The 15,272-nt window shown below is 64.5% G+C and carries 14 protein-coding genes; 10 read left to right on the forward strand and 4 right to left on the reverse strand.

Annotated elements, in window-relative coordinates; translation table 11 throughout:
• Positions 1-80 precede the first annotated feature (80 nt).
• The 9 genes from U1R88_RS21130 to U1R88_RS21170 all read left to right on the forward strand — a co-directional run bounded on the left by U1R88_RS21130 (position 81) and on the right by U1R88_RS21170 (position 9,620).
• Positions 81-890: a dioxygenase family protein gene (locus U1R88_RS21130; protein ID WP_322433081.1), complete on the forward strand. Its 810-nt coding sequence runs from the start codon at positions 81-83 to the stop codon at positions 888-890.
• Positions 887-1,948, forward strand: a complete 1,062-nt coding sequence (locus tag U1R88_RS21135; RefSeq protein WP_322433004.1) for a maleylacetate reductase — start codon at positions 887-889, stop codon at positions 1,946-1,948. Before U1R88_RS21130 ends, U1R88_RS21135 begins: the two co-directional genes overlap by 4 nt.
• Positions 1,949-2,089: 141 nt before the next feature.
• The gene (locus tag U1R88_RS21140) at positions 2,090-3,367 is read left to right on the forward strand and encodes an ABC transporter substrate-binding protein (protein ID WP_322433005.1); all 1,278 of its coding nucleotides are present in this window, start codon (positions 2,090-2,092) and stop codon (positions 3,365-3,367) included.
• A 69-nt stretch (positions 3,368-3,436) separates the two neighbouring features.
• Positions 3,437-4,156, forward strand: a complete 720-nt coding sequence (locus U1R88_RS21145; RefSeq protein ID WP_322433006.1) for an ABC transporter ATP-binding protein — start codon at positions 3,437-3,439, stop codon at positions 4,154-4,156.
• Positions 4,156-4,863: an ABC transporter ATP-binding protein gene (locus U1R88_RS21150; RefSeq protein WP_322433007.1), complete on the forward strand. Its 708-nt coding sequence runs from the start codon at positions 4,156-4,158 to the stop codon at positions 4,861-4,863. The genes U1R88_RS21145 and U1R88_RS21150 overlap by 1 nt, the downstream gene beginning before the upstream one ends.
• Positions 4,860-5,723 carry a branched-chain amino acid ABC transporter permease gene (locus U1R88_RS21155; RefSeq protein WP_322433008.1) on the forward strand — a complete coding sequence of 288 codons (864 nt, stop codon included), beginning with the start codon at positions 4,860-4,862 and terminating at the stop codon, positions 5,721-5,723. The genes U1R88_RS21150 and U1R88_RS21155 overlap by 4 nt, the downstream gene beginning before the upstream one ends.
• Positions 5,724-5,735: 12 nt before the next feature.
• A complete protein-coding gene (locus tag U1R88_RS21160) occupies positions 5,736-6,800 on the forward strand; it encodes a branched-chain amino acid ABC transporter permease (RefSeq protein WP_322433009.1) in 1,065 nt (354 codons plus the stop codon).
• Positions 6,801-6,916: 116 nt separating this feature from the next.
• The gene (locus U1R88_RS21165; protein ID WP_322433010.1) at positions 6,917-8,674 is read left to right on the forward strand and encodes an FAD-dependent oxidoreductase; all 1,758 of its coding nucleotides are present in this window, start codon (positions 6,917-6,919) and stop codon (positions 8,672-8,674) included.
• Between the two features lie 145 nt (positions 8,675-8,819).
• Positions 8,820-9,620 (forward strand): dioxygenase family protein, encoded by an 801-nt coding sequence (locus U1R88_RS21170; RefSeq protein ID WP_322433082.1) that lies wholly within the window; start codon positions 8,820-8,822, stop codon positions 9,618-9,620.
• Positions 9,621-10,114: 494 nt separating this feature from the next.
• On the opposite strand, the gene U1R88_RS21175 is transcribed toward U1R88_RS21170, so the two are convergent.
• Genes U1R88_RS21175 through U1R88_RS21185 form a run of 3 tightly spaced genes read right to left on the reverse strand, consistent with a single transcriptional unit; the run spans position 10,115 to position 13,057 of the window.
• Positions 10,115-10,834, reverse strand: coding sequence for an SDR family NAD(P)-dependent oxidoreductase (locus tag U1R88_RS21175; RefSeq protein WP_322433011.1), 720 nt, complete (start codon positions 10,832-10,834; stop codon positions 10,115-10,117).
• Between the two features lie 50 nt (positions 10,835-10,884).
• On the reverse strand, positions 10,885-11,346 hold the full coding sequence (locus U1R88_RS21180) for a nuclear transport factor 2 family protein (RefSeq protein ID WP_322433012.1): 462 nt from the start codon (positions 11,344-11,346) through the stop codon (positions 10,885-10,887).
• 25 nt (positions 11,347-11,371) lie between these two features.
• Positions 11,372-13,057 carry an FAD-dependent oxidoreductase gene (locus U1R88_RS21185; protein WP_322433013.1) on the reverse strand — a complete coding sequence of 562 codons (1,686 nt, stop codon included), beginning with the start codon at positions 13,055-13,057 and terminating at the stop codon, positions 11,372-11,374.
• A gap of 353 nt (positions 13,058-13,410) precedes the next feature.
• Here U1R88_RS21185 and U1R88_RS21190 point away from each other — a divergent pair, with 353 nt between their 5' ends.
• Complete coding sequence (locus U1R88_RS21190) at positions 13,411-14,256, forward strand: AraC family transcriptional regulator (protein ID WP_322433014.1); 846 nt, start codon at positions 13,411-13,413, stop codon at positions 14,254-14,256.
• A 24-nt stretch (positions 14,257-14,280) separates the two neighbouring features.
• Here the strand turns inward: U1R88_RS21190 and U1R88_RS21195 are convergent, their stop codons facing one another.
• On the reverse strand, positions 14,281-15,021 hold the full coding sequence (locus U1R88_RS21195) for an IclR family transcriptional regulator domain-containing protein (RefSeq protein ID WP_322433083.1): 741 nt from the start codon (positions 15,019-15,021) through the stop codon (positions 14,281-14,283).
• Between the last annotated feature and the right edge of the window lie 251 nt (positions 15,022-15,272).

Consider the following 15,272-nt stretch of genomic DNA (forward strand, 5'->3'; position numbering starts at 1 on the left):
GCGCCGGGTATGTTGCTCCTCGGGAGGAACCGCCGGTGGCTATCAAGTCATTGAACGCACAGAATTCGGCTGATGTGGTGATGGAACGCGTCGGCCCCGGCGTGAAGGAGACCTCCGCGGCTTTCCTGCACTCGCTGGTGAGGCATCTGCATGCCGTCGTGTGCGAGACACGCCCGACCAGGGACCAGTGGCGCTCCGCCATGCAGCTTCTGACCGATATCGGCCATGCCACCGACGATCGGCGCCAGGAGTGGGTATTGGCCTCCGATCTGCTGGGCGTCACTGCCCTCGTCGAGGAGATCAACGCGCAGCGCCACAAGGGCGCCACGCCCAATACGGTGCGCGGGCCGTTCTATCGCCCGGACGCACCCGCCATCGCCAATGGCGGATCGATCTCGCTCGACGGTGTGGGCCAAGCACTTCTGGTGCGCGGCCGTGTCGTCGACCTCGACGGCGTGGCCATTCCGGGCGCCCTTGTCGAGACCTGGCAGGCCAATGCCGACGGATATTACGAGAACCAGCAACCCGATCGGCAGCCGGAATTCAACCTGCGCGGCGTCCTGAAGACCGACGGCACTGGCGGTTTCATGTACCGAACCGTGCGCCCTGCCGGATATGCGACGCCGGCCGACGGTCCCGTCGGCCAGATGCTGGCGGGCCTGGGCGTTTCACTGCGGCGGCCGGCCCATCTGCATTTCATCATCAGCGCCAACGGTTTCGAGACCATCTCGACGCATGTCTTCGACGGCAGCGATCCAGAACTGGGGCGAGATGCCCTGTTCGGCGTCAAGCCCGAGCTCATCGGAGACATCAGGCGCGATGGCGATGGCTGGGCGCTCGACTTCACGTTCGTCATGGCCCGGGCCAGGCAGGAAAGGCGCGCAGCATGAGCCTCTCATTCGTCTATCAAGGCAGCCCCGCGCACATCGTCTTCGGCGAGGGCTCGTCCAGGCGTGTCGGCGAATGGGTCGAAAAGCTCGGGGCCAGCAAGGCGCTGGTGCTGACCACTCCGCATCAAAGGGCCGATGGCGAGACCATGGCTACTGCACTCGGCAGGCTGGCCGTCGGAACCTATGACAACGCCACCATGCATACCCCGGTCGATGTGACCGAAGAGGCCGTAGCGCGCGTCCTGGACTTGAAGGCCGACGTGGTCGTGGCGCTCGGCGGCGGCTCGACCACGGGGCTCGGCAAGGCGATCGCCTATCGCACAGACCTGCCGCAGATCGTCGTGCCCACCACCTATGCCGGCTCGGAAGTGACGCCCATTCTCGGCCAGACCGAAGGCGGCGAGAAGACCACGCTGCGCAGCCCGAAGGTCCTGCCCGAAGTGGTGATCTACGACCCCGGCCTGACGCTGGGCCTGCCCGTCGCCATGAGCGTGACCAGCGGCCTGAACGCCATCGCCCATGCTGCCGAGGCGCTCTATGCGCCTGACGGCAACCCGATCACCTCGTTGATGGCGGCCGAGGGCATGCGTGCCATCAGGCAGGCGCTGCCGGTCATCGTCGCCTCGGCCAGGGACAGGCAAGCCCGCTCCGATGCGCTTTACGGGGCCTGGCTCTGCGGCTCGGTGCTGGGCCAGGTCGCGATGTCGCTGCACCACAAGATCTGCCACACGCTGGGCGGCAGCTTCGACACCCCGCATGCGGAGACGCATGCGATCATGCTGCCTCATACCATCGGCTTCAACGCGGCGGCGGCGGGAAAAGAGCTGCAGCCGGTTGCCGACATCTTTGGCGGCACACCCGGACAGGCGCTCTACGATTTCGCCAGGTCCGTCGGCGCGCCCACGGCGCTGAAGGATTTCGGCCTGAAGGAAGCCGATCTCGACCGCGCGGCGGAGATTGCCACCAAAAACCCCTACGCCAACCCTCGACCCATCGACCGCGCTTCCATCCGCGCCCTGCTCCAGGACGCCTGGGAGGGAAGCCGGCCACCACTTTGAAACGGCTGAAGCGTCTTTAAAAAAGGCCGCCAGGCCTTTTGATAAAATAACGATCAAAAACAAAGAGTTAGAGAAAAGATGCGATCCCGAGAAATCGCACTTCTTTCTGGTTTCTCGATACCATTCCTGGGGAGGAAATCAATGATCACGCGTCGTCACTTCCTGAAGACAACCGCCGCAGCCGGCGCGACCGCCGCCTTCGGCGGGCTCGCCCAACCGGCCATCGCGGCAGGCGCTGCGATCAAGCTCGGCTATGTCAGCCCGCAGACAGGGCCGCTGGCCGCCTTTGCCGAAGCCGACAAGTTCATCATCGACGGTTTCCTGGCGGCGACCAAAGCCGCGGGCGCGAACTTCGAGGTCATCGTCAAGGACAGCCAATCCAATCCGAACCGTGCCGCCGAAGTCGCCAAGGAACTGGTGGTCGATTCCCAGGTGAACCTGATGCTGGTCGCCTCGACGCCGGAGACCACCAATCCCGTGGCGACGATCTGCGAGGCCGAGGGCATGCCCTGCATCTCAACCGTGGCGCCCTGGCAACCCTGGTTCATCGGCCAGCAGGGCAATCCCGGCGCACCGGATTCCTGGAAGCCGTTCGAGAGCGTGTTCCACTTCTTCTGGGGCCTGGAAGACGTCATCGCTGTCTTCACCAACATGTGGAGCCAGCTCGAAACCAACAGGAGCGTCGGTGGCCTGTTCCCCAATGACGGCGACGGCAATGCCTGGGGCGATCCGAAAGTCGGCTTCCCGCCGGTGCTCGAAAAGAAGGGCCTCACCCTCACCGATCCCGGCCGCTACCAGAACCTGACCGACGACTTCTCCGCCCAGATCAACGCCTTCAAGCGGGCCAAGGCCGAGATCATCACCGGCGTGATGATCCCGCCTGATTTCACCACCTTCTGGAACCAAGCGCAGCAGCAGGGCTTCAAGCCGAAAATCGCCTCGATCGGCAAGGCGACCCTGTTCCCGCAGGCCGTCGAAGCGCTGGGCAGAGCCGGCCACAACCTGTCGTCCGAGGTGTGGTGGACGCCCAACCATCCGTTCAAGTCTTCCTTGACGGGCGACAGCTCGGCGGCCCTGGCAGCGGGCTTCACCAAGGCGACGAACCGTCCATGGACCCAGCCGATCGGCTTCGTGCACGCCCTGTTCGAGCTGGCTGCCGATGTGATGAAACGCGCCGATCCGACCAATGCGGAGGCAGTGACCGCGGCCATCGCCGCCAGCAGGCTCGACACCATCGTCGGCAGGGTCGCATGGGACGGCGCCAACCTGCCGCCCTTCGCGGCGAAGAACGTCGCCAAGACCCCGCTGGTCGGCGGCCAGTGGCGGCTTAGGGATGGCGGCGGCTACGATCTCATCATCACCGACAACCAGACCGCGCCGAACATCCCGACCGGCGGCAGGATGGAGGCAATCGCCTGAAGACACTCGTCGTCCAGTGCTGTCGCGGCCCTTTCTCCCTGTCGACGCGGAGAGGGACAGGAGAAGATCATGACGATCCTTGCTCTGCAAAACGTCTCGAAGAGCTACGGCGCCCTGAAGGTGACGCAGGACGTTTCCTTCGCGCTGGAGAAGGGCGAGGCTCTCGGCATCATCGGCCCGAACGGGGCCGGCAAGTCGACGCTGTTCAACCTCATTACCGGCAATGTGGACGTCGACGGCGGACGCATCGCTTTTGAAGGCCGCGACGTCACCAGGATGCCGCCGATGGCGCGTTGCCTGGCCGGCGTCGGCCGCACCTTCCAGATCCCGCAGCCCTTCGACAAGCTGACGGTGTTCGAAAACCTGCTGGTTGCCGGCAGTTTCGGCGCAAGCCAGTCGGAGAGCGAAGCCACCGATCGCTGCGCCGACATTCTGTGGCAAACCGGGCTTGCGCCCCGCGCCAACGACATGGCGGGCGGCCTCAGCCTCCTGCAACGCAAGCGGCTCGAACTTGCACGTGCCCTCGCCACCCGGCCCATGCTGCTCCTCTTGGACGAGATCGCCGGCGGTCTCACCGAAGGCGAATGCGGCCAGCTCGTCGATACGATCCGCACCGTGCATGCGACCGGCGTCTCCATCGTCTGGATCGAGCATGTGCTGCATGCCCTGACGGCGGTCGTCGGCCGCCTGCTGGTGCTGGATTTCGGCAAGGTCATCGGTATCGGCCAGCCGGACGAGATCATGGCCTCCAGGGCCGTTCGTGAAATCTATCTGGGAATCGATGTGTGATGGCCCTGCTCGAAACAAGATCCCTCACGGCCTTCTATGGCGACTTCCAGGCGCTGTTCGGCGTCGACATGGCGCTGGCCGAGGGACAGACCGTCGCCATCATCGGCGCAAACGGGGCCGGCAAGACGACGCTGATGCGCTCGATCGCCGGCGTGCTGAAGAACGCCGCCGACCAGATCAGATTCGATGGACGCCCCGTCGGCGATCTCGCCGCACCCGATGTGCTGGCGCTGGGTGTCGCCATGGTGCCGGAGGGCCGCAAGCTCTTTCCCTCGCTGAGCGTCGAGGAAAACCTGCTGATCGGCCGATACGGACGGGCGGTCGGCGGCTTCTGGTCGCTGGAGGCGATCTACGAGATGTTTCCGATCCTGAAGGAGCGCCGCCATAATCCGGGCAGCGCCTTGTCGGGCGGACAGCAGCAGATGGTCGCCATCGGCCGCGCCCTGATGTCCAATCCGCGCGTGCTGCTGTGCGACGAGTTGAGCCTTGGCCTTGCGCCGGTCGTGATCAAGGACATCTACGCCGCCTTCCCGAAAATCCGCGACAGCGGCGCATCCATCGTCATCGTCGAGCAGGATATCGGCCAGGCGCTGAAAGTCGCCAGCCATGTCTATTGCATGATGGAAGGCCGCATCACGCTGTCGGGCAGGCCATCGGACATCAGCCGGGAACAGATCCACGCCGCCTATTTCGGAGCCCACGCATGAACCTCATCGACACGATCATTCAAGGCGTGTTGCTGGGCGGCCTGTACGCCCTGTTCGCGGCTGGCCTCGCGCTGGTCTTCGGCATCATGCGCCTCGTCAACCTGGCGCATGGCGACCTCATCGTCATGGCCGCATTCGCGATCCTGTTCCTGGTCACATCGCTTGGCCTGAACCCCTTCCTGGCGGCGCTGATCGCCATGCCGCTGATGTTCGTCGTCGGCTGGGCACTGCAATATTTCGTGCTCAACCGGACGCTAGGGCCCGACATCCTGCCGCCGCTGCTGGTCACCTTCGGGCTCTCCATCGTCATCCAGAACGGGCTGCTCGGGACCTTCTCCGCCGACAGCCGCCGCATCGCGCTGGGCCCGATCGAAACGGCTTCGCTCGACCTGGGCGTAGCCACGGTCGGCGTGATGCCCCTGCTCACCTTCCTGTCGGCGGTCGGCGTGATCCTGGTCCTGAACCTCATCTTCTACCGCACCGCGCTCGGCCGCGCCTTCCGCGCCACCTCGGACGATCGCGTCACGGCAGGGCTGATGGGCATTCGCCCCGACGCCATCTTCGCGATCGCGACGGGGCTGGCGCTCGTGGTCGCCACCATCGCCGCGCTCTATCTCGGCGCCCGCGCCAATTTCGACCCGACCATCGGTCCGGCGCGCCTGATCTACGCCTTCGAGGCGGTCATCATCGGAGGGCTCGGCTCCTTCTGGGGCACGCTCGCCGGCGGCTGCATCATCGGCGTGGCGCAGGCGCTCGGCGCCGGCCTCAATCCGGAATGGCAGATCCTTGCCGGCCATGTCGCCTTCCTGTGCGTGCTTCTGTTCAGGCCGCGTGGCCTGTTCCCCAGAGCCGTCGACTGAGGGGGAGCCGAGATGAGCCTGCAAGCCCCAACCGCCTGGAAAGTCGAGACGCGCACCCGCGCCTCCTCGATCTTCTTCCTCGCCGCGCTCCTGATCGTGGCGCTCGGTTTCGCCGCACCCCTGTTTCTGCCGCGTAGCGGCATACAGGACCTGTTCTTCATCCTGACCATGCTGGTGCTGGCGCAATGCTGGAACCTCCTGGCGGGCTATGCCGGCCTGGTTTCGGTGGGCCAGCAGGCTTTCGTCGGCCTTGGCGCCTACGCCATGTTTACCGTCGTCATCCTGTTCGGCCTCGACCCGCTGATCGGCGTCGTCGCCGGCGGGCTGGCTGCCGCCCTGCTCGCCATTCCCACGGGTTTCTTCGTGTTCCGCCTGCAGGGTGCCTATTTTGCCATCGGCACCTGGGTCATCGCCGAGGTCGCGCGCCTTGTACTGGCGCAAGTGAAAACACTCGGCGGCGGCACTGGCACTTCGTTGCCCTCGCGCACAGCCCGTGACATGGTCGGCGTCAATCTGGTCCAGGATCTCTTCGGAGTGCGTTCGGCCCAGGCCGTCGACATTCTGTGCTACTGGCTCGCGCTGGCCCTCGCCGTCGCTTCGATCGTCTTCATCTATCGCCTGTTGCGCTCGCGGCAGGGCCTCGGTCTTGCCGCGGTGCGCGACAACGCCCAGGCCGCCCGTGCCGTCGGCGTCGACGCCCTGAAGGTCAAGGCGGCGACCTATGTCATCGTCGCCTTCATCACCGGAGTCGCCGGCGCCCTGATCTATGTGCAGAAGGCGCGCATCTCGCCCGATGCGGCCTTCGCCGTGATCGACTGGACCGCCTATGTGATCTTCATCGTGGTGATCGGCGGCATCGGATCGATCGAAGGACCGATCATCGGTGTCATCGTCCTCTACATCCTGCAGAGCCTGCTGGCCGATTTCGGCTCCTGGTATCTGCTCGCCCTCGGCTTGATCGGCATCGTCGTCATGCTCTTCGCCCCGCGCGGCTTGTGGGGCCTGTTCACCGAACGAACCGGGATTCAACTCTTCCCGGTTCGCCGCAGACTCACACCAAGACAATCCAATAACTAAGGCATTCTATTTTGGGTCAACTCATCAATAACCGCAAAATGCTTCCGTTCCCGACACGTCAAGCGGAACGACCGTCTCAGCCTGAACGCATTTTGCTCTAGATACGGAGAGGGAACATGGCTGACATCAACACCGACGTTCTCATCATCGGCACCGGACCGGCCGGATCCGCCGCCGCAGCGCTGCTCTCGACCTATGGTATCGAGAACATGGCGATCAATCGCTATCGCTGGCTGGCCAACACGCCGCGCGCCCACATCACCAACCAGCGCACGATGGAAGTGTTGCGCGATCTTGGCCGCGAGGTGGAGGACGAGGCCTATCTGTTCGCGGCGCATCAGGAGCTGATGGGCGAGAACGTGTTCTGCACCTCGCTGACCGGCGAGGAGATCGGCCGCATGAAGAGCTGGGGCACCAGCCCGCATTCCAAGGCCGAGCACCTGTTGTCTTCGCCGACCCTGATGAACGACCTGCCGCAGACCTTCATGGAGCCGCTGCTGTTCAAGACCGCATGCTCGCGCGGCACCCAGGCACGGCTGTCGACCGAATATATCGCGCATGTGCAGGACGAGGACGGCGTCACCACCACCTGCCTCGACCGGCTCACCGGCAAGCAGCTCACGATCCGCTCGCAATATCTGATCGGCGCCGACGGCTCCAACTCCAAGGTGGCGGAGCATGCCGGCCTGAAATATGGCGGCAAGATGGGCCTCGGCGGCTCGATCAACATCCTGTTCAAGGCTGACCTGTCCCGATATGTCGCGCACCGCCCCTCGGTGCTCTACTGGGTGGTGCAGCCCGGCGCCGACGTCGGCGGCATCGGCATGGGCCTGGTGCGCATGGTGCGTCCGTGGAACGAATGGCTGATCGTCTGGGGCTATGACATCAACCAGCCCGCGCCCAAGGTCGACGAAGCCTTTGCGACCAAGGTCGTGCGCGAACTGGTCGGCGATCCCGAACTCGACGTCGAGATCGACCAGGTCTCCACCTGGACGGTCAACAACATGTATGCGGAGACCACCTCGAACGGCCGGGTCTATTGCATGGGCGACGCCATCCACCGCCATCCGCCGTCGAACGGCCTCGGCTCCAACACCTCCATTCAGGATGCGTTCAACCTGGCCTGGAAGCTGGCTTTCGTGCTGAAGGGCCAGGCCGGCAAGGAACTGCTCGACAGCTATCAGGCCGAACGCGCGCCTGTCGCCAGGCAGATCGTGACCCGCGCCAACAAGTCGATCGAGGAATTCGGGCCGATCTTCAAGGCGCTCGGCCTGCTCGACTCGATCGACCCGGTGAAGATGCAGGAAAACATGGACGCCCGCTGCAATCCGAACGAGGCGGGCGAGGCCCAGCGCAAGGCGATCCGCGAAGCGATTGCTGCCAAGATCTACGAGTTCGACGCGCATGGCGTGGAGATGAACCAGCGCTACAGGTCGAGCGCCATCCAGCCCGACGGGCAGGAGGAGCCGTCCTTCAAGCAGGACGCCGAATTGCACTTCCAGCAGACGACATGGCCGGGCGCCCGCCTGCCGCACGCCTGGCTGTTCGGCGCACGCGGCGAAAAGGCCTCGACGTTGGATCTGACCGGCCACGGCAAGTTCACTCTCCTGACCGGCATTCGCGGTCAGGACTGGGTGAGGGAAGCCCAGGCCATCGGACAGGAACTCGGCCTCGACATCGTGGTCCACGTCATCGGCCCCCGCCAGAAATGGCAGGACCTGGCCGGCGAGTGGGCGCGGGTCAGCGAGATCGAGGAGAACGGCGCGGTCCTGGTACGCCCGGATCATCACGTCGCCTGGCGCGTCAAGACCTTGCCGGACAAGCCGGACGTAGAGTTGCGCCGTGTGCTGAAAGACGTCCTGGCACGGGCCTGACACCGCCGCGCCACTTCCGATCGGGCGGCGCAAGCATGCCGCCCCCCCTTCATCGACACCGAGCCGGCTCGGTGACCAGGCACCATCGAGGTAAGCCGTGAGCTATTTTTCCGAAGACCATTCCGTCGAAACGGTCAATGGCCGCATGGGCCGGGATATCGACCCGCGCCTGGCCACAGTGATGTCGGCCCTCGTCAGGCATCTGCACGCCTTCGCCAAGGAAGTCGAGCTGACACAGGAAGAGTGGAATTTCGGCATCGATTTCCTCACCCGCACGGGACAGATCTGTTCGGGCGAGCGGCAGGAATTCATTCTGCTGTCCGATACGCTGGGCCTGTCCATGCTGGTCGATACGATCAACAATCGCCGGCCCTCGGGCGCCACGGAGAACACGGTCTACGGGCCCTTCCATGTCGCCGATGCGCCGGTACGGGAGATGGGAGCGACCATTACGCTGGACGGCAAGGGCGAGAGCTGCCTGTTCGAAGGGCACGTGCTCGATCTGGAAAGCAACCCCATCGAGGGCGCGCGCGTCGATGTCTGGTCCGACAATGCCGACGGCTATTACGACGTGCAGCAGCCCGGCATTCAGCCCAAGGGCAATAATCGCGGCATCTTCATCACCGGACCGGACGGCAAATACAGCTTTGTCGGCATCAAGCCAGTGTCCTATCCGATCCCGGACGATGGCCCGGTCGGCAAGATGCTGGCGGCGGTGGGGCGCCACCCCTATCGCCCGGCGCATATGCACTATCTGGTGACGGCGCCCGGCTTCAAGAAAATCGTCACCCATACTTTCGTCGGCGGCGATGAATATCTGCAATCCGATTCCGTGTTCGGCGTGAAGAAATCGCTGATCGCGCCATTCGACAGGCTCGAAGGCGCAAAGACGCTGTGGCGCTCGCCTTTCGACTTCATCATGGCGCCCGATTCGGCCGAGGCCTGAGAAGGACAGGTCCGAGGCAGCTGCCAGACCATCGAGCGTGGGGCATCCGTGCGAACGGTAACGACCGGAGCCCCGCAGGCGATGGTTTCTTGGAGAAGGACACTATGGCGACCGGCTTATTGCCACCTTTATGAAGGCCTGCGGGCACCGGCCGGCTTTCTTGATCCATGTCAAAGCCAAGGCCGTTGCCTTGCTCAATATGGCTGGCGGCATATCCACCCGGATATCGTCGCATTGAGCCAACTTAGCCCAGCCCTCTCAACCAGGGCCGGGCTTTTTCTTGGTTATATCTTCAACTGGTATCCGGCACGGCGCACCGTCGAAAGCACCATTCTTCCTTCATGCGCAGAGCGTCCGGCGTGCGCCCATCGGGGTCATGGATGACCATCGCTCTGCGCAGGCCACCCTACCCTCGATCAACTGTGCCAGCCTTGCCTTGGCTCGGTGCTCGCTGCGGTCCCAACGTCGCAGTCGAGCTGCCGGGCCGTCTGTGCCTATTGCGCGAGATAGCCGCCATCGATCACCAGTTCCGCACCGGTCATGTAGCTCGCCTCGTCGCTGGCGAGGAACAGCACGCCGTTCGCGACCTCGATCGGCTTGCCGGCCCGCTTCATCGGGGTGGAAGCAATGACGAAGGCATTGATGTCGGATGCCTGCGCCTGGGTGAGCGGGGTATCGATGAAACCCGGGTGGACGGAATTCACCCGGATACCGTCAGCGACATAGCTCATCGCCGCGTTCTTGGTCATGTTGCGCACCGCGCCCTTGGTGGCGTGATAGGCATGGGCACCGCCGACGGCGGCATTGCCCCAGATCGAGGAGAAATTCACGATCGAGCCGCTTTTCTGCCGGCGCATGGCCGGCACCACTGCGCGCATGCCGAGAAATACCCCGGTCTGGTTGACGGCGATCACCCGCTGCCAGGCGGCAAGATCGAGTTCGTCCAAGGGCTCATAGGCGATGATGCCGGCATTGTTGACCAGGACGTCGATCCGGCCATGTCGAGCCAAGATCGTCTCGATGGCCCCGGCCCAATCCTCCTCGCGGCTGACATCGAGGCGCACGCTCTCCACGCCCGCCGCATGCGGGCGATCGGGGCCGGCGATGTCGCCGGCATAGGTGATCGCACCTTCCCGGGCGAAGAGCTCGGCGATCTCATAGCCCATGCCGCGTGCCGCGCCCGAAACCAGGGCGACCTTGTCCTTGAGCCGCATGGCCCTTCCTCCTTTTTCGCTATGTTGATCGGAATCGTTCGCCATGGCCGCTATTGGCCAAGCCAGGGGTAGCGGGCGGTGTCCTTCCCGGCATAATCGGGATCGAGATAGATGAAGCAGCGCTGGATCTTCCAGTCGCGGATCTCGAAGACGTCGCACCAGCGCCCCGCGCCCCAATCGGGCACGCCGGCTCGCCAGGGACCGTCCTTGTGCTCGCCATGGCTGGTACCCTCGCAGACGATGACGTCGCCCCCCGAAAACACCCAGTTGAAGGAAGCATAATGGTGGACGATGTCCTTCAGCGTGCCGCCGACATCGCCGAACAGTCGTCCGATCGCCTCCTTGCCGTCGGCGAGGCCCCATTTGGGGAAATAGACCTGGGCGTCCTCGGCGAAGAGGTCGAGGATCGAGCCGCCATCCGAGGTCACGCCAGCCCTGTCGAAGGCCTTGAGATATTCGAGGGCGACGGATTTGCGTTGTTCGTCGGTCATGGTCTGCCGGGTCAGGGTCATCGGCGTTTTCTCCCTTGTCGGTGCATCATTCGGCCGCGATCTTGCCCGCCGCCGTCTTGACGGGCTCGAGATGGGCCCTCATTGCCGCGAGATAGGCGTAAGCGAGGATGGGGCCGAGCGTGCCGCCGCCGGCCCAATAGGCCCGCGCGGAGGCCGAGGCGACGCAATTGCCGACGCCGTAGAGGCCGGGAATGGGCTGGTCCTCGTCGTCCAGCACCTGGCCCTGCGGCGAGGTTTTCGGGCCACCCTTGGTATCGAGATTGCCGCCGCTCAGCAGGGCCGCATAGAACGGGCCCGATTTGGCGATGGGGTACATGGTCGGGTTCTTGCCCGGCGGGTCGGCCACCGGGCCGTTGAAGAGCTGCTCGACCGGCCGCTCGCCGCGCTGGAAGTCGAGATCCCTGCCGCTTTCGGCAAAACCGTTGAAGCGGTCGATGGTGGCACTCAGGCTCGCGGCGAAATCCGCCGCGAGGCGGAGGCCGCCAATGCTGTCGGCGTGGCGGGCGAGGCGCTCGGCGATGCCGGCTGCCAGGCCTTCCAGCGTATCGGCCTTGACGACATGGGCATCATCGGCGCCGGGCGGCACGATGAAGCGGCCATATTCGTCGCTGGCGCTGTGGTCCTGGCTGCGCTGGTCCCAGATCGCGAACAGCACGAGATTGGGATATTCGCCCTTGGCGGCATCCCATTGGAAGAAGGCCTGCGCGGATTCGTTGTAGGCGAGCTTCTCATTGGTGACGCGCCGGCCTTGCCGGTCGACATAGATCATCGAGTCGCCTGAGGGCGAGAAGGTGCCGATCAGGCCGGGATCGCGATTGAGCGCCTTTTCCAGCACGATCGGGCACATCCAGGCATAGTTCATGTTGCGCAACTGCCCGCCGGCCGCCGCGCCGATCCGCACGAAATCGCCCTCGTTCGAAACCGCCGCACAGCCGCCGAACACCGGGGCGGCGAGGAAATTGCGCCGCATCTCGGCATCATGGGTGAAACCGCCGCTAGCGAAAATCACCGCCTTGCGGGCCCTCACGCTGGTGAGGCGCCCGTCGATGTCGGTCGCTTGCACGCCGTTCACCGCCCCGTCACCACCTCGCGTCAGGCGCTGGACCCGCATGCCGGTGCGGATATCAATGCCGTCGCGCCTGGCTGCTGCGGACATCGTGCGGATCGCGACTTCGCCGCCGTCGGACATGCTGTCCTTGGCGCCCTTGGGCAACAGCACCCGGCCTTTCGGCGCCTTGTCCTCGCCGAACTCGGCCCAGTAGTCCGGCACGTCGGGGCAATGGCGATATTCGAGCGCGCCCTTCTCGGCCAAGAGCTCGGTCGCCGTCGAGGCGTTGTCGTAGAAGGCCTCGCACATGGCGTATTCCCATTGGCTGAGGCCGAAGGTCGGATGATCGGCGACATAGCGCTCGGGCCGCGCCAGACGCGCCATGTAGCGGATGCAATCGGGTTTGGGGTCGGCAATGCCGAGCGCCTGCATCGCCTTGTTGTTGGGCACCCAATACCAGAACGCCGCCTTGCGCGTGGTACCGCCGAGTTCCGGCGCTTTTTCGAGCAGGACGACCTCGTTGCCCTCCCAGCGCGCGAAGAGCGCGGAGGCAAGCCCGCCGGCACCGCCGCCAACCACCACGATATCGGTTTCGATATCGAAATCGGTCGCTGTCACCGGCTTGGCGCTGGCACGGGCCGGCAGTTTCACGGATGCAGTCATGCGCGTTCTCCCCTCTCCCGGCCCGCCTGAAAGGGGTGGGCCGTCAAACATCGAGGTCTGTCGCGGACCGTGCCGCTCGACCGTTGCGCACAGGCTGCCGGAAATCGGGGGCCGCCGTCTTTCACGATTGGGGCGTTACAAAAACTGATCACGCCATCGGAAAGACTGGCTTCCGAACACGGAAAGACTTTCGTTCGAATATCGCACATGAGTGCGAATATTGCACCGGACGCAATTTCCTGGCAGTATCCGCGCGTTTGAATGCGGCCGGTCCAACATCAAGATCGGATGGCTGCCTGGAAACGCTCGAAACGCAGGCGCGCCTCGCGAAGGCACGTCGGATGGGGGACGCTATGGACACCCCGCAATGCCTCGCCGCCACGATGAACACGGGCGGCGCCCAAGCCGAATGCGCGCTCTGGCATCTGGAGTCAGCCAAGCCCTATCGGCTGGAATTCGAGAACGACGCCGATGTCGTCTGCCTCCTGCTCGGCGCGATCGAGGCGAAGACGGGCTATGACGGACGCAGCCCGGCCGCGATGCGTTTCGATGCCCTGACCGCTGCCTTCCACCCCGCCGGCGGCCGCGTCGCAGTCGAGGCCAGTACAGTATCCGCCGGCTTTGCCGCCTTCCGCTTTGCACCCGCACTGCAACAGAAACTGCTGGGCGCGGATTACCGCCTCGATCCCGTCCCCACCAGCATCGACAACATCGCCTCCCCTTCGATTGCCGGCCTGGTAGCCTATGCGCGCACCCTGTTCAATGCCTCCTCGCATCCCGACAACATCGCCGTGGAGGCCGTTTCGCAACTTGCCCTGGTGGATGTCTTCCGCTCGCTGCGCGCATTTGTCAGCAAGACCGCCTGTGGTCCGCTTTCGGACCGCGAATATGCCCGTCTTCGTGAGCATATCGACGCCAATATCGCCGAACGGCTGAGCCTGGCCGAGTTGTCCGATCTGCTCGACATGCCGGTGATCACGCTGCGCCGCCGCTTCCAGCGCAAAGCCGGCCTGCCCCTGCACCAGTTCGTCCTGGAACGGCGCATGCAGGTCGCGCAACATCAGCTCACCGCAACCTCGGTGCCACTGCGGGAAATCGCCGCCAGTTGCGGCTTTGCCTCCCAGCAGCACATGACGAGTGCCTTCAGCCGGCGGCTGGGGCTGACGCCGCTGGCATGGCGCGAACGCGCGCGAACGTGAACGCGGGACCTGCTGCCGCTTCAGTCAGGCCAGCACCTGCCGCAATTGCGCCTGCACATCGAGCAGGAGCGGCAGGACTTCCGCCTTCAGGCGCGTGCTGGAGGCCCGGGCGGCCTGGGCGCCGGTGTTCAGGGCCGCGACAACCCGCCCGCCCGTCGTGACGATCGGCACGGCGATCGAGCGCAGGCCGAGTTCGAGTTCCTGATCCACGAGGGCGTAGCCGCACCGGCGCACTTTTTCGAGCTCGGCCATGAGATCGTCGACATCGGTCAGTGTCCTTGGTGTCATCGCTGGCCGTTCGCTGCCCTGGAGCAAGGCCCGCGCCTCTTCGGGCGGCAGGGCGGCGAGCAGGACCCGGCCCATGGATGAACAATAGGCCGGCAAGCGGCTGCCGATATTGAGGGCGACCGACATCACCCGCTTTTGGGCAGCCCGCGCGACATAGATCACGTCGCTTCCGTCCATTATGGCGGCGGAAGCGCTTTCCTGCGTGGTTTCGGACAGCCTTTCGAGGAAGGGCTGCAGGCGCCTTGGCAAGGGCGCGGCCGAAAGATAGGCATAGCCTAGGCGCAGCACGCGCGGCGTCAGGGTGAAAAGCCGCCCGTCCGTGCTGGCATATCCCCCCTTGAGCAGGGTAAGAAGGCAACGGCGCGCCGTTGCCCGGTCGAGCCCGGTCAAGCGGCTGACATCGGCGATCGAAAGGGCTTCATGGTCTTCGTCGAAAGCTTCGATGACCGCGAGCCCCTTGGCGAAGCCCCCCATCATGTCACCGTCCTTTTCCACCTTCATCATCCTCGGCTGCCGTTCGAATATCGAACGTATACTCGATTATCGCACCGTGCGAATGAAATTGCTTGAGGGCGCAAGGCGTGGAACAGGGACGAATTGAGACAACAGCGCGCGAAAGCACCGCTGTTTCGGTCTTCACCCCGTGCCGGCCTTGAAAAGGCAGCCGCCGAGATCATCGGAGTAGCACCGGACGCACAATCAGAACCGAGCAAACGGAGAATGCGCAA

The organism is Labrys sedimenti, assembly GCF_034424805.1.
Lineage (GTDB): Bacteria > Pseudomonadota > Alphaproteobacteria > Rhizobiales > Labraceae > Labrys > Labrys sedimenti.

Excerpts from the sequence above, each read along its gene's own strand:
- U1R88_RS21150 (WP_322433007.1), top strand. The coding sequence starts at position 4,156 with ATGGCCCTGCTCGAAACAAGATCCCTCACGGCCTTCTATGGCGACTTC.
- U1R88_RS21195 (WP_322433083.1), bottom strand. The coding sequence starts at position 15,021 with ATGATGGGGGGCTTCGCCAAGGGGCTCGCGGTCATCGAAGCTTTCGAC.
- U1R88_RS21155 (WP_322433008.1), top strand. The coding sequence starts at position 4,860 with ATGAACCTCATCGACACGATCATTCAAGGCGTGTTGCTGGGCGGCCTG.
- U1R88_RS21175 (WP_322433011.1), bottom strand. The coding sequence starts at position 10,834 with ATGCGGCTCAAGGACAAGGTCGCCCTGGTTTCGGGCGCGGCACGCGGC.
- U1R88_RS21165 (WP_322433010.1), top strand. The coding sequence starts at position 6,917 with ATGGCTGACATCAACACCGACGTTCTCATCATCGGCACCGGACCGGCC.
- U1R88_RS21180 (WP_322433012.1), bottom strand. The coding sequence starts at position 11,346 with ATGACCCTGACCCGGCAGACCATGACCGACGAACAACGCAAATCCGTC.
- U1R88_RS21130 (WP_322433081.1), top strand. The coding sequence starts at position 81 with ATGGAACGCGTCGGCCCCGGCGTGAAGGAGACCTCCGCGGCTTTCCTG.
- U1R88_RS21160 (WP_322433009.1), top strand. The coding sequence starts at position 5,736 with ATGAGCCTGCAAGCCCCAACCGCCTGGAAAGTCGAGACGCGCACCCGC.
- U1R88_RS21145 (WP_322433006.1), top strand. The coding sequence starts at position 3,437 with ATGACGATCCTTGCTCTGCAAAACGTCTCGAAGAGCTACGGCGCCCTG.
- U1R88_RS21190 (WP_322433014.1), top strand. The coding sequence starts at position 13,411 with ATGGACACCCCGCAATGCCTCGCCGCCACGATGAACACGGGCGGCGCC.
- U1R88_RS21135 (WP_322433004.1), top strand. The coding sequence starts at position 887 with ATGAGCCTCTCATTCGTCTATCAAGGCAGCCCCGCGCACATCGTCTTC.
- U1R88_RS21185 (WP_322433013.1), bottom strand. The coding sequence starts at position 13,057 with ATGACTGCATCCGTGAAACTGCCGGCCCGTGCCAGCGCCAAGCCGGTG.
- U1R88_RS21140 (WP_322433005.1), top strand. The coding sequence starts at position 2,090 with ATGATCACGCGTCGTCACTTCCTGAAGACAACCGCCGCAGCCGGCGCG.
- U1R88_RS21170 (WP_322433082.1), top strand. The coding sequence starts at position 8,820 with ATGGGCCGGGATATCGACCCGCGCCTGGCCACAGTGATGTCGGCCCTC.